General features: G+C 68.4%; 21 protein-coding genes. 12 read left to right on the top strand and 9 right to left on the bottom strand.

The features are described from left to right. Positions 1-634 precede the first annotated feature (634 nt). On the bottom strand, positions 635-931 hold the full coding sequence (locus tag TFC3_RS30745; protein WP_153040609.1) for a co-chaperone GroES: 297 nt from the start codon (positions 929-931) through the stop codon (positions 635-637). A 165-nt stretch (positions 932-1,096) separates the two neighbouring features. Here TFC3_RS30745 and TFC3_RS30740 point away from each other — a divergent pair, with 165 nt between their 5' ends. Further along, positions 1,097-2,353 carry an AI-2E family transporter gene (locus TFC3_RS30740; protein WP_067509002.1) on the top strand — a complete coding sequence of 419 codons (1,257 nt, stop codon included), beginning with the start codon at positions 1,097-1,099 and terminating at the stop codon, positions 2,351-2,353. Here the strand turns inward: TFC3_RS30740 and TFC3_RS30735 are convergent. Then, positions 2,350-4,281 carry an ATP-dependent DNA helicase gene (locus TFC3_RS30735; protein WP_236718612.1) on the bottom strand — a complete coding sequence of 644 codons (1,932 nt, stop codon included), beginning with the start codon at positions 4,279-4,281 and terminating at the stop codon, positions 2,350-2,352. The genes TFC3_RS30740 and TFC3_RS30735 overlap by 4 nt on opposite strands. Before the next feature lie 164 nt (positions 4,282-4,445). Here TFC3_RS30735 and TFC3_RS30730 point away from each other — a divergent pair, with 164 nt between their 5' ends. Beyond that, positions 4,446-4,958: a DUF402 domain-containing protein gene (locus tag TFC3_RS30730; RefSeq protein WP_067508998.1), complete on the top strand. Its 513-nt coding sequence runs from the start codon at positions 4,446-4,448 to the stop codon at positions 4,956-4,958. On the opposite strand, the gene sigJ is transcribed toward TFC3_RS30730, so the two are convergent. Beyond that, complete coding sequence (gene sigJ, locus TFC3_RS30725) at positions 4,935-5,807, bottom strand: RNA polymerase sigma factor SigJ (RefSeq protein WP_067508996.1); 873 nt, start codon at positions 5,805-5,807, stop codon at positions 4,935-4,937. The genes TFC3_RS30730 and sigJ overlap by 24 nt on opposite strands. Before the next feature lie 107 nt (positions 5,808-5,914). Here sigJ and TFC3_RS30720 point away from each other — a divergent pair, with 107 nt between their 5' ends. From TFC3_RS30720 to TFC3_RS30690, 7 genes are all read left to right on the top strand, one after another. Beyond that, a complete protein-coding gene (locus TFC3_RS30720; protein ID WP_067508994.1) occupies positions 5,915-6,835 on the top strand; it encodes a hypothetical protein in 921 nt (306 codons plus the stop codon). Between the two features lie 115 nt (positions 6,836-6,950). Continuing rightward, positions 6,951-7,577, top strand: coding sequence for a DUF47 domain-containing protein (locus TFC3_RS30715; RefSeq protein ID WP_067508992.1), 627 nt, complete (start codon positions 6,951-6,953; stop codon positions 7,575-7,577). 3 nt (positions 7,578-7,580) lie between these two features. Next, entirely contained in the window at positions 7,581-8,588 is a 1,008-nt protein-coding gene (locus tag TFC3_RS30710; protein WP_067508990.1) for an inorganic phosphate transporter, read from the top strand. A gap of 229 nt (positions 8,589-8,817) precedes the next feature. After that, positions 8,818-9,279 carry a helix-turn-helix transcriptional regulator gene (locus tag TFC3_RS30705; RefSeq protein WP_067508988.1) on the top strand — a complete coding sequence of 154 codons (462 nt, stop codon included), beginning with the start codon at positions 8,818-8,820 and terminating at the stop codon, positions 9,277-9,279. 71 nt (positions 9,280-9,350) lie between these two features. Next, positions 9,351-9,887, top strand: a complete 537-nt coding sequence (locus tag TFC3_RS30700) for a hypothetical protein (RefSeq protein WP_067508987.1) — start codon at positions 9,351-9,353, stop codon at positions 9,885-9,887. Further along, a complete protein-coding gene (locus TFC3_RS30695; protein ID WP_067508985.1) occupies positions 9,880-11,055 on the top strand; it encodes an MAB_1171c family putative transporter in 1,176 nt (391 codons plus the stop codon). The genes TFC3_RS30700 and TFC3_RS30695 overlap by 8 nt, the downstream gene beginning before the upstream one ends. Continuing rightward, positions 11,052-11,660 carry a phosphoesterase PA-phosphatase gene (locus TFC3_RS30690; protein ID WP_067508983.1) on the top strand — a complete coding sequence of 203 codons (609 nt, stop codon included), beginning with the start codon at positions 11,052-11,054 and terminating at the stop codon, positions 11,658-11,660. The genes TFC3_RS30695 and TFC3_RS30690 overlap by 4 nt, the downstream gene beginning before the upstream one ends. Here TFC3_RS30690 and TFC3_RS40580 read toward each other — a convergent pair. Continuing rightward, positions 11,654-12,073 (bottom strand): helix-turn-helix transcriptional regulator, encoded by a 420-nt coding sequence (locus TFC3_RS40580; RefSeq protein ID WP_173745415.1) that lies wholly within the window; start codon positions 12,071-12,073, stop codon positions 11,654-11,656. The genes TFC3_RS30690 and TFC3_RS40580 overlap by 7 nt on opposite strands. Before the next feature lie 281 nt (positions 12,074-12,354). On the opposite strand from TFC3_RS40580, the gene TFC3_RS30680 reads away from it, so the two are divergent. After that, complete coding sequence (locus TFC3_RS30680; protein WP_067508979.1) at positions 12,355-13,242, top strand: helix-turn-helix transcriptional regulator; 888 nt, start codon at positions 12,355-12,357, stop codon at positions 13,240-13,242. Next, positions 13,235-13,447, top strand: a complete 213-nt coding sequence (locus tag TFC3_RS30675; RefSeq protein WP_067508977.1) for a DUF397 domain-containing protein — start codon at positions 13,235-13,237, stop codon at positions 13,445-13,447. Before TFC3_RS30680 ends, TFC3_RS30675 begins: the two co-directional genes overlap by 8 nt. 48 nt (positions 13,448-13,495) lie before the next feature. Here TFC3_RS30675 and TFC3_RS30670 read toward each other — a convergent pair whose 3' ends face one another. Further along, entirely contained in the window at positions 13,496-14,479 is a 984-nt protein-coding gene (locus TFC3_RS30670) for a Gfo/Idh/MocA family protein (RefSeq protein ID WP_067508975.1), read from the bottom strand. Between the two features lie 68 nt (positions 14,480-14,547). On the opposite strand from TFC3_RS30670, the gene TFC3_RS30665 reads away from it, so the two are divergent. Then, the gene (locus TFC3_RS30665) at positions 14,548-15,306 is read left to right on the top strand and encodes an NUDIX hydrolase (protein ID WP_067508973.1); all 759 of its coding nucleotides are present in this window, start codon (positions 14,548-14,550) and stop codon (positions 15,304-15,306) included. A 5-nt stretch (positions 15,307-15,311) separates the two neighbouring features. On the opposite strand, the gene pstB is transcribed toward TFC3_RS30665, so the two are convergent. From pstB to pstS, 4 genes are read right to left on the bottom strand one after another with little or no spacing between them, the layout of a single operon-like run. Beyond that, positions 15,312-16,088, bottom strand: a complete 777-nt coding sequence (pstB, locus tag TFC3_RS30660; RefSeq protein ID WP_067508971.1) for a phosphate ABC transporter ATP-binding protein PstB — start codon at positions 16,086-16,088, stop codon at positions 15,312-15,314. Between the two features lie 16 nt (positions 16,089-16,104). After that, positions 16,105-17,151 (bottom strand): phosphate ABC transporter permease PstA, encoded by a 1,047-nt coding sequence (gene pstA, locus TFC3_RS30655; RefSeq protein ID WP_153040608.1) that lies wholly within the window; start codon positions 17,149-17,151, stop codon positions 16,105-16,107. A 32-nt stretch (positions 17,152-17,183) separates the two neighbouring features. Then, positions 17,184-18,257 (bottom strand): phosphate ABC transporter permease subunit PstC, encoded by a 1,074-nt coding sequence (gene pstC / locus TFC3_RS30650; protein WP_067508968.1) that lies wholly within the window; start codon positions 18,255-18,257, stop codon positions 17,184-17,186. A 49-nt stretch (positions 18,258-18,306) separates the two neighbouring features. Next, positions 18,307-19,398 (bottom strand): phosphate ABC transporter substrate-binding protein PstS, encoded by a 1,092-nt coding sequence (pstS, locus tag TFC3_RS30645; RefSeq protein WP_067508966.1) that lies wholly within the window; start codon positions 19,396-19,398, stop codon positions 18,307-18,309. Positions 19,399-19,553 lie beyond the last annotated feature (155 nt).

The following is a 19,553-nucleotide window of genomic DNA, read 5'->3' as shown; positions in this document are numbered from 1 at the left end:
GTGCATGGGGGGCTTTCGCGGGGCCTTTCGCCGGGGCTTTTGCGGGAGCGCCGTCTTACGGGGGTACGGCTTATGGGGCCTACGGGTCTTACGGACAGCCCACTTATGGGCAGCCGGCTGGTGGAACGGCTTATGGGCAGCCGGCTTACGGTCAGCCCGGCTATGGTCAGCCTTCGAATGGGCAACAGGCTTACGGGCAGCAGCCCTCGCCCGGTTCGCGGGCCGGCTACGGGCAATCTCCCTTTGACCAGCCAGTTTGGAGCGCCCCACCCGCCTCAGCTCAGCCGTCTTACGGGCAGCCCTCCTACGGGCAGCCCTCTTACGGACAGCCAACGCACGGCTCACCCGCGGACCCGGACGCTCGAACCACCGGCGCCCCCGCGAACCCCCAGCAGGAGCAGCAACTGGACCCTGACCCCGCCCAGGTCCGCCCCAGCAGCCCCGGCCAAAGCAGCCCCTGGAACCAGTCCAACCCCTGAGCCCACCGCGCGTACACAGGCAGCGGATCATGACGACCAAGCCATGGCGTGGCAGCCATGGTCACCGGCAGCGGTCGGATCAACGTGGCCGCGGTTCGGGCGGCTGCGGCCGAGGTGCTCCGGCAGGGTTTGCGCCTCGTCGCGCTGTGAGCGACCTACAGGTAGAGGCCGGTGCCGTCCGATTCAACCCGGCTTGCCGCTACGGCATGGACGTCGCGCTCGCGGAGCAGGACGTACTCCTTGCCGTGCAGCTCCACCTCTGAACGTTCCTCCGGGTCGAACAGGACCCGGTCGCCGACGACGATGGAGCGTACGTTCGGTCCCACGCCGACCGCCCGGGCCCACGACAGGCGGCGGCCCATGGACGCGGTCGCCGGGATGACGATGCCGGCGCTGGAGCGGCGTTCGCCTTCGCCGCCGTCGAGCCGGACGAGGACCCGGTCGTGCAGCATGCGGATCGGCAGCCCGGCTTCGGTCTGGGTGTCGGTGCTCACTGCCGCAACGGTACGCCCGCGCCTGCCACGCCCGTGTGCGGCCCTGCACTACGGTGGGCCTGAACCGGCCGAGCGACCAGCCCGGCGCAGCAAGAACCCAGCACATACCGAGGGGGTCGGGGCTTGAGCCGCCTGCAACGGGTCCGGGAGAACCTGCGCAAGGCCTACGAGTCCGGCCGGGACTCGGTGCGGATTGTGCGCAGCGAGGATCGTCCGCCCCCGGAGCCCGAGGTCGAGTTCGAGCTGCCCGCTGCCGAGCCGGCTTTTGAGCATCATTCGACCGCGAGCCGCGATGATGTCGAGGTACCGCACTCCCTGCGCATAGCCGCTGCCTGGTCGTGGCGGCTGATCGTCGTGGGCGTCGTGGGCTGGGTGTTGCTGCACTTCATCGGCATCATCAGCGTGGTTGTCATCCCGCTCGCGATCGCCCTGCTGCTGTCCGCCCTGCTCGCTCCGGCGGTGGGCTGGCTGCTCAAGCTGAGGTTGCCGCCGTCGCTGGCTACCTTCCTGGTGCTCATCGGCGGCATCGCGGCGGTTGCGGGCACGCTGACGCTGGTGATCGACCAGTTCGTCGAGGGGCTGCCGGAGCTCACCAGCAAGACCACGCTGGGCATCCGGCAGATCCAGGACTGGGGTCGTACGGGTCCCCTGCACCTGTCCGACGCCCAGGTCAACCAGGCCATCGACACAGTCCAGAACTGGCTCAACTCGAACACGTCCTCGCTCACCGAGACGGGCGTGCAGACCGCGGCTACCCTGTTCGAACTAGCCACCGGCGCCTTGCTGGTGCTGTTCGCAACGTTTTTCTTCCTCCGGGACGGGCGCAAGATCTGGCGCTTCGTCGTCCGGCTGTTCCCGGTCAACGCCCGCTGGAGCCTCTCGGACGCCGGCGACGCATCGTGGGCCACGCTCGGCGCCTACGTGCGCGCCACCGTGCTCGTGGCCTTCATTGACGCCACCGGCATCGGGTTGGCGCTGGTGCTGACCGACGTGCCGTTCCCGTTCCCGCTGGCCGCGCTGGTGTTCCTGGGCGCCTTCGTGCCGATCATCGGGGCCAGTGTGTCGGGGGCGGTGGCGGTGCTGGTGGCGCTGGTGGACCAGGGCTGGATCGTGGCGCTGATCGTGCTGGGTGCCGTGATCCTCGTCCAGCAGGTCGAGGGGCATCTCTTGCAGCCGTTGATCATGGGCCGGGCGGTGGCCATCCATCCGCTGGTGGTGATCGTCGGGATCGCCTCGGGGGTGGTGCTGGCCGGGATCATCGGCGCGCTGGTCGCCGTACCGCTGATTGCCGTTCTGAACACCGGCGTGCGCCGCCTGGCCCGCCGCCGTCCCGAGGTGCCCCCCAGCGCCGTTGTGGTTACCGCGGGCGGCAGCTCCTAGCTTTTGGCGAGACGTTGCAGCGCGCCGATCGCGACCTCCTGGCGGGTGGTGTACCAGAACGGTGGCAGCGAACGGCGCAAGAAGGCCCCGTAGCCCCGGGCCGTTTCCAGCCGGGAGTCCAGCACCGCCACCACACCCTTGTCGCCGGTCGAGCGGATCAGCCGGCCCACGCCCTGAGCCAGCCGGATGGCCGCGATCGGCACGCTGACCGCGGAGAAGCCCGAGCCGCCCGTCGCGTCCACCGCCGCCGCGCGGGCTGCGGCCAGGGGCTCGTCCGGGCGCGGGAACGGCAGCCGGTCGATCACCACGAGCTGGCACGAGTCGCCGGGCACGTCCACGCCCTGCCACAGCGACATGACGCCGAACAGGCAGCTTTCCTTCTGTTCCTTGAACTTGCGGACCAGGATCGGCAGCGTCTCCTCGCCCTGCAGCAGGACCGGGAGATCGGTGCGGCTGCGCACCAGTTCGGCCGCCTGCGTGGCGGCCTTCCGGGAAGAGAACAATCCGAGGGTACGTCCACCCAGCGCGTCCACCAGCTTGAGCAGTTCCTCGCCGGCCGGGTCGGGCAGCCCCGAGGCGGCCGGGCGCGGCAGGTGCGAGGCGACGTACAGGATGCCCTGCTTGGGATAGTCGAACGGCGAACCGACGTCGAGCGAGGTCCAGCCGTCGCCGGCCACCGCGGGCGCGTCGGGGGTCATGCCGCGCGCGGCGGGCACCGGGTTGGGTGACGCGGCGGGCAGGCCGAGGGCGCGGGCAACAGTGTCGAAGCGGCCGCCGAGGGTCAGCGTGGCCGAGGTAGCCACCACTGTACGTTCGTCGTACAGGTTGTTGGCCAGCGTGCCGGCCACCGAGAGCGGGGCGACGACCACGGCCCGGCGACCGTTGCCGAGATCGCTCTTCTCGACCCAGGCCACGTCGAATTCGGACTCTTCCAGCAACCGCTGAGCCGTCGTGGAGATGTCGTCCAGGGTTGCCTTCGCCTGCTGTTTGCGTACCGGATCAGGGTCGTCGGCTTTGATGTCCCCAATGGTCTCCAGGCCCCGGCGGGTGGCCGTGTCGATCAGCAGCACGGCCTGGTGCAGCAGCGGCGGCAGGCCCGTGGTGAGCCGGCCGGCGGGCAGGTCGGCCAGGCCGACGGTGAGCGAGTCGGCGGCCTCGGCCAGGGACTCGGCGATGTCCTGGGGCAGCAGCGTGCGCGACCGCTTAGCCGCCCGCTCGACCGCGTCGGGGGTCAGCTCGGCCTGCGCCGCCGAGGAGACCCGGTCGGCCAGCTCGTGCGCCTCATCGACGATCAGCAGCTTGTGCGGTGGCACGATGTTGCGCTCGGCGAGCATGTCGACGGCCAGCAGGCTGTGGTTGGTCACCACGATGTCCGCCTCACGGGCGCGCACCCGGGAGGCCTCGGCGAAGCACTCGTTGCCGTACGGGCACCGGGCGACCCCCGGGCAGTCGCGCGACGGCATGGAAACCTGACGCCACGCCGTCTCGTCCACGCCGGGGTCGAGCTCGTCGCGGTCGCCGGTCTCGGTCTTTTCCGCCCAGTCCTGGATGCGCAGGATCTGCTTGCCCAGCCGGCCCGCCTCGCCGAGCCACTGGGTCTTCTGGGCCGGGCCGTCGTCGAACAGCGTGTCGGTCGGGGCTTCCTCGTCGGCGTGTTCCAGCTTGGCCACGCACAGGTAGTGGTGGCGACCCTTGAGCACGGCGAACGTCGGGCGCCGGCCCAGCACCGGCTCGACCGCGTCGGCCAGCCGGGGCAGGTCGCGTTCGATAAGCTGGTGCTGCAGCGCGAGGGTGGCGGTGGACACCACGACCGGACCGTCCACCAGCAGTGCCGGGGTCAGGTAGGCCAGCGACTTGCCGGTGCCGGTGCCGGCCTGCACGAGCAGGTGCTCGCGTTCCTTGACGGCGGTTTCGATCGCCGTGGCCATCTGCTCCTGACCCGGGCGGGTGGCGCCGCCGGGCACCGCGCCCACCGCGGCAGCGAGCAGTTCCTTGGCCGAGGTCTTCTTACGGCGGGTCTTGGCGGGGGCGGTCACGCCGAAGACCGTACCCGCTACCACCGACAGAACCGTCGCACCGCTAGGGTCTTGTCATGGCGAGTGAGATGGTCCGGGTCGTCTATACCAAGTACGACGGGTCGGCCCACCGTGACTATCCGGCTCGCCGTCTCAACGAGGATGACCTGGGCATCTGGGTCGGCGTGACGCGCGGGACGGCGTCGGTCTACCACGGCCAGCCCTCGGTCGAGCAGATCCCTTTCGTGTTGCTCATCCCGCACCACGCCTGGTGGACCGGCATGTTCAACCCGACGCCTCGCACCAGCGAGGTCTACTGCGACATCACCACCCCGGCGCGCTGGGAAGGTGACACCGTGCACATCATCGACCTCGATCTGGATGTCTCGCGCCGGCGCGATTCCGGGCTGATCGAGCTGCGCGACGAGGACGAGTTCGAGGAGCACCGGGTGCGCTTCGGCTACCCCGGCGATCTGGTCACCGAGGCCCGCGCGGCGGCCGCTCGGCTGCTGACCTCGCTCGGGGACGGCACGGAACCGTTCGCTTCGGCGTACCGCAAATGGCTCTCAATCGTGGCCGAGACCGCTTAGTTTCGCCGGGTTCAGCTGGTTGTAGATGGCCGTGATGCGGCCGTTCTCGACCGCCGCGGTCAGCACCGAGAGCAGCCCCGGCCCGGTCATCAGGAAGCCGGCACTGCCGTTGACCAGCACCGGCTCGATCACCGCACCTGCCCGGCGCTTGGCGAAGATGCCGGCGATGAACCGGGCCACCTTGTCCGCCCCGGCGATCGGGTTACGCCCGGCGTTGACCACGCCGCCGCCGTCGCTGATCGCCACCACCTCCGGCGCCAGCACGGCGGCCAGCGTCTGCAGATCGCCCGACGCGGCCGCGGCCAGGAACGCCGCCAGCACCCGGCGCTGCTCGCTCAGATCCGCGGTGTGCCGGGCTTGACCGTCGGCGATCGCCTTACGTCCCCGCGAAGCGTGCTGGCGCGCCGCCGCCACGCCGATGCCCAGCACCTGCGCGACCTCCTCGAACGGCAGCCCGAAGGCGTCGTGCAGCACCACCGCTACCCGCTGCTCGGGGGTCAGCTTCTCCATCACAACGAGCAGCGCGAGGCTGACCTCCTGGCGCTGGGTCACCAGCTCAGCCGGGTCCTGCTGGCGCGACACCACCGGCTCGGGCAGCCACTGGCCGGGATAGGCCTCGCGGCGCACCCGGGCCGACTTGAGCACGTCCAGGCAGATCCGGCCGGTGATCGTGGTCAGCCAGCCGCGCAGGTCACGGAGGTCGTCGCCGTGTTGCCGGGCGCGGTCGTAGCGTAGCCAGGCCTCCTGTACGGCGTCCTCGGCCTCGGCGCGGCTGCCGAGCATCCGGTACGCGACCGCCAGCAGATGCGGGCGTTCGGCTTCGAACTCGTTCGGGACCACGGTTGGCATGGAGGAATTCTGCGCGACGTTGCCCGGTCCGCGGTGTCACATGTGACACAGTGGTGAACACTACGCGGGGTTTTGACCCGATTCGCGGCGTAGGGGAGGGGGCATCGGTGGCGGAGGACATGGCAACCCTGCTGGGCGGTCTGGCCGGTCTCGCCGGAGCCACCGGCATAGCGACCCTGGGCATCGCGGCGGTGCGCCGGCCCCGGCCGTACCTGCCCGGTGCGCATGCGCTGGCCAGGGTGGAGGCGGCTGACCCGCTGCCCGAGGTGCTGCGCCGGGGGCTGGCCGGGCTGACCGTGCCGGTGCGCCCGGGACCACACGGTGAATTGTTTCTCGGGGCGGGGAATCCGCAGCCCGGTCGTACGTTGCGCCGGCTGGTGCTCGCGCCGCTGTTCTCCCGGGCCCGGGCGCGCGGGGGACGGCTCTGCCGGGATCAGCGCGTGCCGTTCCGGCTGGTGGTCGAGTTCGCCGGGCCCACCAGGGACGCGGAAACGCTGCTCCGGGCGTACCGGATGCTCGATCAGCAGTTGCGCGACCACGCGCCGCTGGTGAGCCGCAGCCTGGACGCCCAGCTCGAGCCCGGGGCGGTGACCGTCTCGATCGCGGGCATCGTGGACGTGCGCGATCTGCTGGCCGCCCAGCCGCAGCGCTACGCCTTCGCCGAGGGTTCGTTCGACGACATCGGCAATCCGGCCGCCCCGCCCGCGTTGGTGCCGATGCTCAGCGAGCCCTGGTTTCGGCGTTTCGGCTGGGACGGTTGCGAGCCGATCCCCGCTGAGGAGCGCCACCAACTGCACGCGCTGGTCCGCGACGCCCACGACGACGGCCGCACGGTTCGCATCTCGGGTCTGCCGAACGCCTCCCGCGCCGCCCGCCGGGCGCTCTGGAACGAGCTCATCGATGCCGGCGTCGACGTGATCGCCGACGCCGACCATGCCGCCCTGGCCAAGTACCTCAATCGTCATCCGGTACGGCCAAGCGCGCCCAGGTCGCCGGAATTGGCAGGCTACGCCCCGGTTCGAGGTTAACTTGAGGTGAACGCGCGCTGAACTGCTGCTGAGCAGGGGTAGGCGGGCGAGGCAACCGGGGAGCCGTTTCCTAGCATTCCCTCGAATCCGCCCACCCTTCAGCGAGGTCCGCGCCGTGAAGTTCTCCTTCCGCCCCGTCGAGGGCGCCTTCTATGAGCTGTTCAGCCGGGCAGCCCAGAACCTCGTGCGCGGCACCGAGCTGCTCAATGAGCTGGCGCTGCCGGGCGTCGATGTGCAGTCGGTCAGCGACCGGCTGACCGATGTCGAGCACGACAGCGACCAGATCACCCACGATCTGTACAAGAAGATCAACTCGACCTTCATCACCCCGTTCGACCGCGAGGACATCTACTCGCTGGGCTCGCAGCTCGACGACGTGATGGACCACCTCGAGGCGGTCGGCAACCTGCTCTATCTGTACGGGCTCACCGAGCTGCCGTCGCTGCCGCGCGAGATGCACGAGCTGGTGAACGTGCTCGACCAGCAGGCCAAGATCACCGCCGACTCGATGCCCAGGCTGCGCTCGATGAAGGGCCTCGAGGAGTACTGGATCGAGATCAACCGGCTTGAGAACGACGGCGACCGGGCGTACCGGATGCTGCTCGTGCGGCTGTTCTCCGGCGAGTACGACGCGCTCACCGTGCTGAAGATGAAGGAGGTGGCCGACGAACTGGAGGCCGCCTGCGACGCCTTCGAGCACGTGGCCAACACGGTCGAGACCATCACGGTCAAGGAGTCCTAGGCCTTGTCCCCCGAGCTCATCGCCGTCCTCGCGGTGATCATCGCCGCGATGGCGTTCGACTACACCAACGGGTTCCACGACGCGGCAAACGCGATCGCCACCAGCATCAGCACCCGCGCGCTGACCCCGCGCATCGCCCTGGCCATGGCCGCGGTCGGCAACTTCATCGGCACACACTTCGGCGCGGGCGTTGCCAAGACCGTCGGCGAGGGCCTGGTCAAGCTGCCGACCGGGGTGCCCAGCCTGGGCGTGGTCTTCGCCGGGGTGATCGGGGCCATCGTCTGGAACCTCATCACCTGGTACTTCGGCCTGCCCTCCAGCTCGTCCCACGCGCTGTTCGGCGGCCTGGTAGGGGCGACCTTCTTCGCCGCCGACGCGACCATCGAGTGGGACACCATCACCGAGAAGGTGCTCATCCCGATGGTGGCCTCGCCGGTTGTGGGGCTGCTGCTCGGCTTTGGCGTGATGCTGGCGCTGCTCTGGATTTTCCGCCGGGGTAACCCGGGCCGGATGAACCGGGGCTTCCGGATCGCCCAGACCGTCTCGGCCGCGTTCATGTCGGTCGGGCACGGCATGCAGGACGCCGCCAAGACCATGGGCATCGTGGTGCTCGCCCTCTACACCGGCGGCTTCCAGGACAGTGCCACCGACATCCCCTGGTGGGTGTTCTGGACCTCGGCGGCGGTGCTGGCGGCCGGTACGTACACCGGTGGCTGGCGGATCATCCGAACGCTCGGCCGCAAGATCATCGACCTGGGCCCGGCCGAGGGCTTCGCCGCTGAGATGGTGGCCAGCTCGGTGCTCTACTTCAACGCGCTGGTGCTGCACGCGCCGATCTCGACCACCCACACGATCACCTCGGCGATCATGGGCGTGGGGGCGACCAAGCGGCTCAACGCGGTGCGCTGGAACGTGGCCGGCAACATCATCATCGCCTGGGTGACGACGTTCCCCGCGGCGGCGGCCATCTCCTGCATCGTCTACTTCTGCGTGCGGCCGCTCTTCGGTTAGCCACAAATGTTGCAGGGGAGGCGCCGGCCAGCGGCGTCTCCCCCTGCAGCGTTCCGGTACGACTCACAGAACTGTGAGCCAGTCCCCCGTTACCGTCACGGTCTCCCCGCTGACCAAGCGCTTCACCGTTGTTTCTGTCCACAAGGGTGAACAGACACGACCGGGATGTCAACTTGTAAAGACGGCTGTTGGCGTATGTTCTACCTCAGTCAACACGTCGGAGGGCCTCATGAGCGACGAGACCGGGGTCCATCAGCACCGCACACTCGCGGACAAGCTCAGTCATCTCTATGCCGCAACGCTGCCGGCCAGCCGGGGAAACCGGCCGTACACCGATCGTGAGGTGGCGGCGGCGATCTGTGCCCAGGGTGCGGAAATCTCGGCCAGCTATCTCAATTTGCTGCGCACCGGTAAGAAGACCAACCCGACCATGCGCCACCTCGAGGGGCTCGCCCGCTTCTTCGGGGTGCCACCGGCGTACTTCTTCGACGAGGACCTGGCCAGCCGGGTCGACGACGAGCTGGACCGGCTGGCGGGCATGCGTGACCTGCGAGCCGCCCTGGATGCGCCGGAGGTGCAAGCCGTCGCGCTCAAGGCCCGCGGGCTGAGCGACGCCAGCCTGCGCCGGCTGGGCGACATCATCGACCACGTACGCGAGCTGGAGCAAGCCAACCGCAAGCCGGAGCAATAAACATCACCTCCGTACCGGGATGACCCGAGCATCGACCATCATGGAGATTCGGCATCTCGGGGGAGGCGGTCGTGAAGGACAAAAAGCTGCGCAAGCATCTGGAGCAACGCCTGCGCGCCTTGCACGTCACCATTCCGTCGCCGTTCAGCGCCGAGGCGTTCTGCACCAACGTCGCCGAGGCGCGTGGCCGGGTCATCCACCTCATCCCGTGGGACACCACCACCGCTGTCGTGCCCTGCGGACTGTGGATCTCCACCGCGACCGCCGACTACATCGTGTACGAGCAGGCCGCCGCCGGGATCCTGCGCCAGCACATCGTCCTGCACGAGCTGGCCCACCTGCTGCTCGGCCACCAGGGCGCGGCCCAGCTCGACAGCGCGGCCGGCAAGTTCGAGTTCCTGGACCCGGAGATGGTCGACCGGGTGCTCGGGCGCACCAGCGCGTACGAGGCCGGCGAGGAACGCGAGGCCGAGGTGCTGGCCAGCATGGTCGGCGAGCAGCCCACCCGCTACGGCTCGGTCCGCCCGGGCCGGCTCGGCACTGACGACGCCGCCGTCCTCGACCGCTTCAGCGCCGCCCTGGCCGCCGATCGGAGCTGGCGTGACTGACCTGGGCCACCCCATCGCCTTCCTCATCGGGCTCACCGGGTTGTTGTTCAAGCTGCGCGACCTGCGCCGCGACCCCGGCAACCCGGCCCTGCGCGCGATCTGCGGGGTGCTCGCCGCCCTCACCGGCGCCGTGCTGGTCGGCTGGGAGCCGGTTTATGTCGGCCTGGACCGGCTGGCCGGCATCCCCAACCTCGCCAAACCGGTCGAGCACGCCCTCGCGCTGACCGCGGCAGCCGCGGTGCAGGTGCTCTATCTCAACCTCGGCGACCCGCACACCGCCCGCCGGCGTGCCCGGCTGCGCTGGGCCGCCCTGGTCGCGGTGCTGGTGATCATGGCGGTGGCGTTCGGGCTGGGCGGCTTCACCACCGAGGCCCCCGACGACTTCGCCACCCGGTACGCCGACGACCCCAACATCATCTGGTACATGCTGGTGTACCTGAGCTACCTGGCCCTGGCGATGGCCGACATCTACCGCTCGTCGACCCGCTACGCCCGGCACGCCACCGCGCGGTTGCTGCGCTGGGGCATCTGGTTGCTGGCCATCGGCAGCGTCATCGGCCTGGCCTACGTCGTGCACAAGGCCGGGTTCATCATCACCCACCGCTTCGGCCTGGCCCCGCCGTGGGCCGAAGCCACCGGTTCGCGGCTGCTGATTACCTCGGGCATCGCGTTCGTCACCACCGGCCTGGTGCTGCCCTCCGCCGGGGCTGCGGTGCTGGAGCTGGTCCGCTGGCCCGGCCGCTACCGGCTGTACCGCCAGCTGCGCCCGCTGTGGCAGGACATCACTGCGGCCGTACCGGGGGTGGTGTTGTATCGCAGGCAGCTCGTCGCCGGCCGGATCACCAGCGCGTTGTACCGGCTCGTCATCGAGATCCACGACGGCCGGCTGCAACTGCAGGCGTACCTGCGGCCCGAGGACCATACCGCGGCCTCGGCACTGGACCCGGCCACGGCCGATGCTTGCCTGATTGGCATCGCGATCGAGCGCCAGCGCGCCAACGCCGACGTCGCCATCCTTGAGCCGGTGCCGCCGAAAGACGCCGACCAGTCCACCTTCGACCCGCAGGCCGCTGCCGTCCGGCTGGCGCGCGTAGCAACGGCCTACAGCCACTCACCCGTCGTCGCTGAAGCGCGCAATGCCGTGCTCGCAGACAGCCGGTCCGCATGACCACGCAGACCAGCTCGCCCGCCCGGCTTCGCGTCGCCCAGCTCGTTACCGATGTCCTGTCACCCGCGGTTCTCGTGGCGGGCCTGCTGCTTGCCGTCGCCTGGCACGCCGTCGAGGACCCGATGCAAGCGCTGCTGCTCGGCCTGGTCGCCGCGGCCGCCGGAAGCTTCATCCCGATCAGCTACATCCTGCGCGGCGTACGCCGCGGCCGCTGGACCGATCGGCACGTCACCGTGCGCGAGCACCGCAAGCTGCCGATCCTGGTCTGCCTCGTCTCCACGCTGGCGGGCACGGTGCTGCTCGCCCTCCTCGGCGCCCCCCGCGAACTGGTGGCGCTCATCGCCTCGATGATGGCGTCGCTCGTGGTCGCGTGGCCGGTGACCGTCATCCTGCGCTGGAAGGTCTCGGTGCACGCGCTGGTTGCAGCGGGGGCGGTGGGGGCGCTGGGAGTGGTGTTCGGGCCGGCGCTGTGGCTCGCGTTCCCGCTGGCGGTGGCGGTTTGCTGGTCGCGGGTGGTGCTGCGCGATCACACGGTGGGCCAGGTGGTGGTGGGGGCTGCGATCGGGGTTGTGGCTACTTGCTTGTTGTTTCCGGCGCTCTACTGATCTGTGCGCGTAGGTTCGAGCACGAGTCTGGCGTTGAGTGCGGTCGCGATCTTTTGAAGAGTAGCCTGCTTGGCGTTCGTCTTACCCTGCTCAACCCGTGAGAGGGTCCAATACGTAACGCCGCAACGCGCAGCCAACTCTGCTTGCGTCAACTGCATCTGTTGCCGTCGCTGGGCGATGCATCTGCCCAACCCGAGCGCTTGATCACCGGCAACCTCGTCCAGCCGGTTATCCGGTGACTCCCGCCGGAGCCAGTCCTCCACATCGTCGGCGAGCCATACTCGACCGGATTGCAGGGTAGCGACTGGCCGGGGAAATTCCGGGCGCCTGCTTAGGACGTAAATGCGCTGTGTGCTTGCTTCACCCAGTCTTTTGCGAATCTCCTCCACACCCATCAAGACGATCGTCTGCACGCTGTTGTCCTTCGTGCTTGGGGTTGCCCCGATTGCCATCGCCACGTCTTTGCCTCTCCGTCGAAAAGGCAACGGCGGCGCATTACAGTTGCCGGTTCAGTGCCGCTGCCTGCCTCGTTGAGGCATGCTCTCCCGGGTCCATTTCTCAGGCAATATTCCGTCGCGAAATTTATGTTCAGAGAGTCGGATCCGGTCTAGTCTCTCGACGAGGATTGCATCGAAAACGTCATCGCATTCCATGACAGCGTGCCGATCGTTGCCTCGTGGAGGGAGCATCATCAATGGACAGGGATCCCGGTTCGACCGTCCCCCGTCGTCAGCTCGGCCGGTTCCTGCGCGCGCAGCGCGAAGCCGGCGGCTCCACGGTGAAGGCCGCCGCCGACCATCTGGAATGTTCCGTGCAGAAGATCTGGCGCATCGAGAAGGGTGCCGTTCCGGTGCGCAGCGCCGATGTCCGAGCCCTCTGTCAGTTCTATGCCACCGCTCCTGAGGTCACCGAGGTGTTGACGGGGCTGTCGAAGGAAACCAAGGCCAAGGGCTGGTGGCAGTCCTATGGGGACGCCGTGCCGGACTGGTTCGAGCTCTATGTCGGATTGGAAGCGGCAGCTACCCGCATCCGGAAGTTCGAGCCGTCGGTGGTGCCTGGCCTCCTGCAGGCGCACGCGTACATGGAAGCCGTCATTGTTGCCGACCAGCCGCAACTCACTGCGGACGAGGTGGACCAACGCATCCGGATCAAGCAGCAACGCCAGGGACTGTTGACCAGACACTTTCCTCCGCCGCCAACGCTGGAGGTCATCGTCTGGCAGAGCGCGTTGCTTGCCGCACCTCACACGCCTGGTGCGATGCAGCAGCAGCTATGGCACTTGTTGAAGGGCAACGAGTTACCCCACGTGAGTGTCCGCGTACTACCCCTTGCGGTCGGTCCTCACCGAGCCTCGGTCACGGGGCCGTTCACAATTCTCGATTTCGGCGGCGACTACGGCAGCGGCGATGAGCCCTCGACCGTTTACAGCGAGTCCCTGACGGGTGCCCTCTATCTCGACAAGCCCCATGAACTCGCTGTTTATGACGGGGTGTGGTCGGCTCTGGCTGAGGCTGCACTCAGTGCGGCAGACTCAGGAAGCCTCATCCGTGAAGCTCTGGAGGAGATGAGTATCCATGCATGAAGACCGACTGGTAGGCGCCCGGTGGCATACGTCCACCCGTTCGGGCGCCAACGGCGACTGTGTCGAAGTAGCCGAGAATCTGCCCGGCATTGTTGCTGTCCGAGACAGCAAGAACCAAGATCGCAACATTTTGATCTTTCCTGATGCCACTTGGTGCGCTTTCGTGGCCGGCATCAAGAACGGCGATTTCGATCAGTGCCGTTAGAGCTGTCGCCGGTCGGCAACGATGCCGATGTCGACCGGTTCAGCCATGTCACGCCGGATAGACCACGCCGATCTCCGCGCGGATCGTGTCCAGCAGTGCCATGATCTCCAGCGTCGTCGTGTGCGGCACCAGCGGGCTCTCCGGGAAGTTGTGGGCCAGGCAGCGTTGCACCTCGATCGCCTCGAACTGATAGCCCCGGCCTTCGAAGGCGTGGGAGAACGTCTCCGGCTCCCGGCCGGCCCGGGTCAGCGTGAACGACTGCGGCGCGAAGAAGCCTGGCGGCAGGTCGATCCGGCCCAGCGTCCCGGTGATCGATGCTGCGTTGCGGGACTCGCCCGCGATGCTGCAGGTCAGCGCGGCCACCGCACCTGAGGCGTAGCCGAGCAGGATGCCGGTGGTCTCGTCCACGTTTTCCGGAGTCAGGTGCGCCCAGCTGTGCACCGTCTCCGGGCTGCCCAGCATCAGGTCGGCGAAGTGGATCGGATAGACGCCCACATCGAGCAGGGCACCGCCGCCCAGGGCCGGGTTGCGCAGGCGGTGCTCCGGTTCGAACGGGCCTTGCAGGCCGAAGTCCGCGTGCAGCGTGACCACCTCGCCGATGGCGCCATCTTTGACCAGGTCGCGGATCTTGCGGATGGCCGGGTTGCAGCGCATCCACATGGCTTCCATCAGGAACAGCTCGCGGGTGCGGGCCTCCTGGACCAGCTGTGCCGAGGTCGCCAGGTCGAGCGTGAGGGGCTTTTCGACCAGCACCGACTTGCCGCCTTCGAGGCAGACCATGGCGGCCGCGTGGTGCGAGGCGTGCGGGGTCGCTACGTAGATCACGTCGACGTCCGGGTCGGCGGCCAGCTCGGCCCAGGAGCCGTGGGCGCGGGCGGCACCATGCTTCTCCGCGAACGTGGCGGCTGCCTCGGGGGTGCGGGAGCCGACGGCGGCGAGGGTGGCTCCGGGCACGTGCGGCAGGTCCGAGGCGAACGTGGCGGCGATGCCACCGGTGCCGAGGATGCCCCAGCGGACGGTCTGAGCAGTCATGATCGCCACCGTAGCGCCCGCAGCGCCGGGACAGCGCCGGTGGGAGGATAAGGGCCGTGAGCCCTTCAATGTCGTTGCCGCCCGCGATGGTTCAGCGCGCCCGGGAGTTCACCGGACCGCCCGCACCAGCACGCCCGGCAGCCACCGTGGTCTTGCTCAACCCCGAAAACCTGCAGGTGTACGTCCTCAAGCGCGCCAGCACCATGGTCTTCGCAGGAGTACACGCGTTCCCCGGCGGCCGGGTCGATCCGGGTGACCATCCCGAGACCATCCGGCTCGACTGGGCGCAACGGCTTGGGGTGCCCGACGAGCAGGCCCGTGCTGTGGTCGGCGCGGCGGTGCGGGAGTTGTTCGAGGAGGCCGGTGTGCTGCTGGCCGGGCCGGTGCACGAACCGGACCGCACGGTCGCGGATGTCAGCGGGCCCGGGTGGGAAGCCGACCGGGTCGCGCTGGTCAACCGGGAGCTGAGCCTGCACGAACTGCTGACGCGGCGGGGGCTGCGGTTGCGCGATGATCTGCTGCTGCCGTGGGCCCGGTGGATCACGCCGGAGTTCGAGCCGAAGCGGTTCGACACCTGGTTCTTCGTGGCCCTGCTGCCCGAGGCGCAGAGCGCGCGCGATGTGTCGGGGGAGGCCGAGGGCACGGCCTGGGTGGATCCCGGTGATGTCGGCGGCCTGACGATGTTGCCGCCGACCCGGGTGACGCTGGGGGAGCTGGGGTCGTACCGGAAAATTGATGAGGTGATGGCCGCACAGCGCGACGCCGCCGTCCCGATCATGCCCCGGGTGGAGCTGACCGCGGACGGCGGCGCCGTCGCAACGTTCTAGGCGGATCAGCCGAAGCGGCCGGTGATGTAGTCCTCGGTCTTCTTCTCGGTCGGGTTGGAGAAGATCTTCTGGGTGTCGTCGTACTCGATCAGCCGGCCGGGCTCGCCGGTCTTGTCGATCGAGAAGAACCCGGTCTTGTCGCTGACCCGGGCCGCCTGCTGCATGTTGTGCGTGACGATGATGATCGTGAAGCGGTCCTTGAGCTTGAACATCAGGTCCTCGATCGCCAGCGTCGAGATCGGGTCGAGCGCCGAGCAGGGCTCGTCCATCAGCACGACCTGCGGCTCGACCGCGATGGTGCGGGCGATGCACAGCCGCTGCTGCTGACCGCCGGACAGACCCGCGCCCGGACGGTTGAGCCGGTCCTTGACCTCGTCCCAGAGGTTCGCCGACTTGAGCGACTTCTCGGCCGCGTCGTCGAGCACCGACTTCTTCTTGACGCCGTTGAGCTTGAGCCCGGCGACCACGTTCTCGTAGATGCTCATGGTCGGGAACGGGTTGGGCCGCTGGAACACCATGCCGATCATGCGGCGCACGGCGGTGACGTCCACGTCCGGGTCGTAGATGTTCTGGTCGTCGATGGTGAGCCGGCCCTCGATGCGGGCGTTCGGCAGCACCTCGTGCATGCGGTTGATGGAGCGCAGGAACGTCGACTTACCGCAACCGGAGGGGCCGATCAGGGCGGTGATGGTCTTCGGCTCGACGGTCATCGAGATGCCGTCGATCGCCTTGAAGGAACCGTAGTAGGACGAGACTCCGCTCGCCTCGATGCGCTTGGCCATGGGGGACACCTCTAACTCAGGACAGGCGGTTGCGGCGGGCGAGCAGCTTCGCTGCGATGGTCAGGATCAGGACCAGGGCGACCAGCGTCAGTGCGGCCGTCCAGGCGCGGTCCGGCGCGAACTTCGAGGCGTCGCTGGCCTGCTGGTACACGAACAGCGAGAGCGACGACTGGTTGCCGGAGAACGGGTCCATGTTGATCGCCGCGGCACCACCGGCGACCAGAAGCACCGGTGCGGTCTCGCCGGCTGCACGGGCCACGGCGAGCATGACGCCGGTGACGATGCCCGGCAACGCGGTCGGAAGCACAACCCGCAAAATCGTCTTCCATTGCGGTACGCCCAAAGCGTACGCACCCTCGCGCAGCGGCCCGGGCACGAGTCGCAGCATCTCCTCGGTCGAGCGCACGATCGTCGGCAGCATCAGCACGGTGAGCGCGAGCGAGGCCGCGAAGCCGGAGAAGCGCGGGGTCCCGTTGTTGAACCACGGGCTGACGATGAGCACCCAGAACGCCAGCACAAACAGCCCGGCCACGATCGACGGGATGCCGGTCATGACGTCGACGAAGAAGCGAACGGTCAGCGCGAACCGGCCCCGGCCGTACTCGACCAGGTAGATAGCGCCGAGCACCCCGAGCGGCACGGCCATCAGCGTGGCGATGCCCACCTGCTCCAGCGTGCCGATGATCGCGTGGTAGGCGCCACCGTTGGCATCGCGGGCACCGATGTTGTTCATCGAGGAGCCGAAGAAATCGCCGTCCAGCCGGGCGGCACCCTTGGAGACCAGCGTCCACACGACCGAGGCAAGCGGCAGGACCGCCAGGATGCAGGCCGAATAGATCATCGCGCGGGCGATCTTGTTCTTCGCGGCGCGCTTGCCCTCGACCCGGCCCGCGGCGAAGTAGAGCCCGACCAGGTACAGGATCGCGCCGACCACGATGACCAGCACCCAGTTGCCGATGCCGGCCCCGAGCACGATCGCCGCGGCGAGCACCAGGGCGACAACCGCGATGCCGAGGTCGATGGCCACCGGCAGCTTGCGCGTCCGGATGTTGTCCGGCGTCATCACAACGCCGGAAGTCTCTCTTTCCAGCAAGCTCATGCGGCACTGTCCCGGAACTCGCGGCGGCGGTAGATGATCGCCCGCGCAGCCATGTTGACGACCAGGGTGATGGCGAACAGCACCAGGCCGGAGGCGATCAGCGCGCCGCGGCCGGTGGCGTTGGCCTCGCCGAAGGTGTTCGCGATGTTGGCGGCAATCGAGTTGCCACCGCTCTGGATCAGGTTGAACGAGATGACAAACGTGGTACCCAGGGTCAGCGCCAAGGCGATCGTCTCACCGAGCGCGCGGCCCAGGCCGAGCATCACCGCGGCGATCACACCGGGCTTGCCGTACGGCAGCACAGCCGTGCGGATCATCTCCCACTTGGTGGCGCCCAGGGCCAGCGCGGCGTCTTCGTTCATGCCCGGCGTCTGCTGGAAGACCTCGCGCGAGAGCGAGGTGACGATCGGCAGCACCATGATCGCCAGCACCAGCGAGCCCAGCAGGATCGAGCGGCCGAACGGGCCGTCGCCACCGAACAGCGGGATCCAGCTGAAGTACTTGTTGAGCCACTCCGAGAAGTGCTGCACCGGCTGGGAGAAGACGTCCCGACCCCACAGGCCGAAGACCACCGAGGGTACGGCGGCCAGCAGGTCGATGACGAAGCCCAGCGGGGTGGCCAGCCGCTTCGGGGCGTAGTGCGACAGGAAGAGCGCGATTCCCAGGGCGATGGGCACCGCGACGAGCAGCGCGATCACCGACGTCAGCAGGGTTCCGAAGGCCAGCGCAGCGATGCCGAAGTGCGGCGGCGTCTCGTTGGGGAACCATTCCTTGGCGGTCAGGAAGCTTTCGTCATTCGCGTTGAGGGCGGGCACGGCCTTGGAGATCAGGAAGATCGCGATGGCAACGATGATGACCAGCACCATCGCACCGGCCGCCGTGCTCAGCCCCTTGAAGCCGGTCTCCAGGGAGAACCGGGACTTGCGGGGCAGGGCACTCCCGCCACCCAGCGGTGGGCGGTCGTCGGGAGGGATCGGCGATACGCCGTTGCCGGCGGACCGGATGTGACGCGCTGTCACACCCGGGCCACCGGCATTGGTGCTCGCCGAGCGGGAGGGGAAGTCACCCATCTGCTCGCTCGCTGTCATCTAGAGGGGTTCGTTGCTGACTGCGGGTGAATCAGGAGATGGCCGCGACGGAGGTCGCAACCTTGCTGCGAACCGCCTCGGGCAGCGGGGCGTAGCCCAGCTCCGAGAGGGCCTGCTGACCACCGGTGCTGGAGGTGTAGTTCAGGAAACCCTTGATCGCGGCGGCCTTGGCGCTGCCCTTGCTGCAGACGATCTCGTACGTGGCCAGCACGATCGGGTACGCACCCGCGGTGGTGGTGTTGTAGTCGATGTCCAGCTTGAGGTCACTGCCGGTGCCGGCCACCTTGGCGCCCTCGATGGTCTTGCCGGCGCTCTCCCCGGTCAGCTCGGCGAACTCACCGGCACCGTTCTTGATCTTCGCCTTCTGCAGGTCGCTGTTCTCGGCGAACGAGAGCTCGACGTAGGAGATGGTGCCCTTGGTGCTCTTGACCAGCGAGGCCACACCGTCGGACTTGTTGGCGCCGGTGCCGCCCGGGGCCTTCCACGCCTTGGCGTTGCCGAAGGTCCAGTCGGCCTCGGCGGTCTTGCTCAGGTACTTGGTGAAGTTGTCGGTGGTGCCCGACTCGTCCGAGCGGTGTACGGCCTGGATGGCGGTCGACGGCAGGGTCGCGCCGGAGTTCTCCGCCTTGATCGCCGCGTCGTCCCACTTGGTGATCTTGCCGGAGAAGATCTTGGCCAGCGTCGAGGCCGAGAACTGCAGGTTGTCGGCGCCATCGACGTTGTAGACCACGGCGATCGGGCCGACCACCATCGGCAGGTTCAGCGCCTGGCCACCGGGGCACTTGGCGTCGGCCTGCGGCTGCTCGTCCTCCTTGAGCGCGGAGTCCGAGCCGGCGAAGTCGGCGGTGCCGGCGATGAACGCCTGGATGCCCGCGCCGGAGCCGGTGCTCTCGTAGCCGATCTGGGCACCCGAGCACTGACCCTGGTAGGTCTTGATCCACTCGTCCATGGCGTTCTTCTGCGCGGACGAGCCCTGCGCCGTGAGCTGGCCTGCGGCGCAGTTCTCGGCGGCGGCGGATCCGCCGGCAGCCGAGGGCGAGTCGGTGTTGTCAGAGCCGCACGCGCCGAGCGCGAAGACGGCGGTCATGGCAATACCAGCAACGTAGTACCGCTGGAGCTTCAACGGTTTTCCCTTCGAATGGATTGCAATCTCCGGGCTCCGTGGTCCCGGTGGCCGACGTTTCATCGGCACACCCGGAAAGCTAAGAGGGCCAAGTGACCGGCTCCCCGGAGCCAAATGAACGGCAAGTGAACACGTCGGCCCGCAAACGTTTCCTT

It is taken from the genome of Actinoplanes sp. TFC3, assembly GCF_001553785.1.
Classification (GTDB): Bacteria; Actinomycetota; Actinomycetes; order Mycobacteriales; family Micromonosporaceae; genus Actinoplanes.
This window is presented reverse-complemented; position numbering and strand designations above follow the sequence as displayed.

Bases quoted from the DNA above. Each gene is read 5' to 3' on its own strand.
- TFC3_RS30675 (WP_067508977.1), top strand. From the start codon at position 13,235: ATGCATGAAGACCGACTGGTAGGCGCCCGGTGGCATACGTCCACCCGT.
- TFC3_RS30690 (WP_067508983.1), top strand. From the start codon at position 11,052: ATGACCACGCAGACCAGCTCGCCCGCCCGGCTTCGCGTCGCCCAGCTC.
- TFC3_RS30670 (WP_067508975.1), bottom strand. From the start codon at position 14,479: ATGACTGCTCAGACCGTCCGCTGGGGCATCCTCGGCACCGGTGGCATC.
- TFC3_RS30730 (WP_067508998.1), top strand. From the start codon at position 4,446: ATGGCGAGTGAGATGGTCCGGGTCGTCTATACCAAGTACGACGGGTCG.
- pstB (WP_067508971.1), bottom strand. From the start codon at position 16,088: ATGGCCAAGCGCATCGAGGCGAGCGGAGTCTCGTCCTACTACGGTTCC.
- sigJ (WP_067508996.1), bottom strand. From the start codon at position 5,807: ATGCCAACCGTGGTCCCGAACGAGTTCGAAGCCGAACGCCCGCATCTG.
- pstC (WP_067508968.1), bottom strand. From the start codon at position 18,257: ATGGGTGACTTCCCCTCCCGCTCGGCGAGCACCAATGCCGGTGGCCCG.
- TFC3_RS30735 (WP_236718612.1), bottom strand. From the start codon at position 4,281: ATGGCCACGGCGATCGAAACCGCCGTCAAGGAACGCGAGCACCTGCTC.
- TFC3_RS30745 (WP_153040609.1), bottom strand. From the start codon at position 931: ATGCTGCACGACCGGGTCCTCGTCCGGCTCGACGGCGGCGAAGGCGAA.
- TFC3_RS30705 (WP_067508988.1), top strand. From the start codon at position 8,818: ATGAGCGACGAGACCGGGGTCCATCAGCACCGCACACTCGCGGACAAG.
- TFC3_RS30680 (WP_067508979.1), top strand. From the start codon at position 12,355: ATGGACAGGGATCCCGGTTCGACCGTCCCCCGTCGTCAGCTCGGCCGG.
- TFC3_RS30665 (WP_067508973.1), top strand. From the start codon at position 14,548: ATGTCGTTGCCGCCCGCGATGGTTCAGCGCGCCCGGGAGTTCACCGGA.
- pstA (WP_153040608.1), bottom strand. From the start codon at position 17,151: ATGACGCCGGACAACATCCGGACGCGCAAGCTGCCGGTGGCCATCGAC.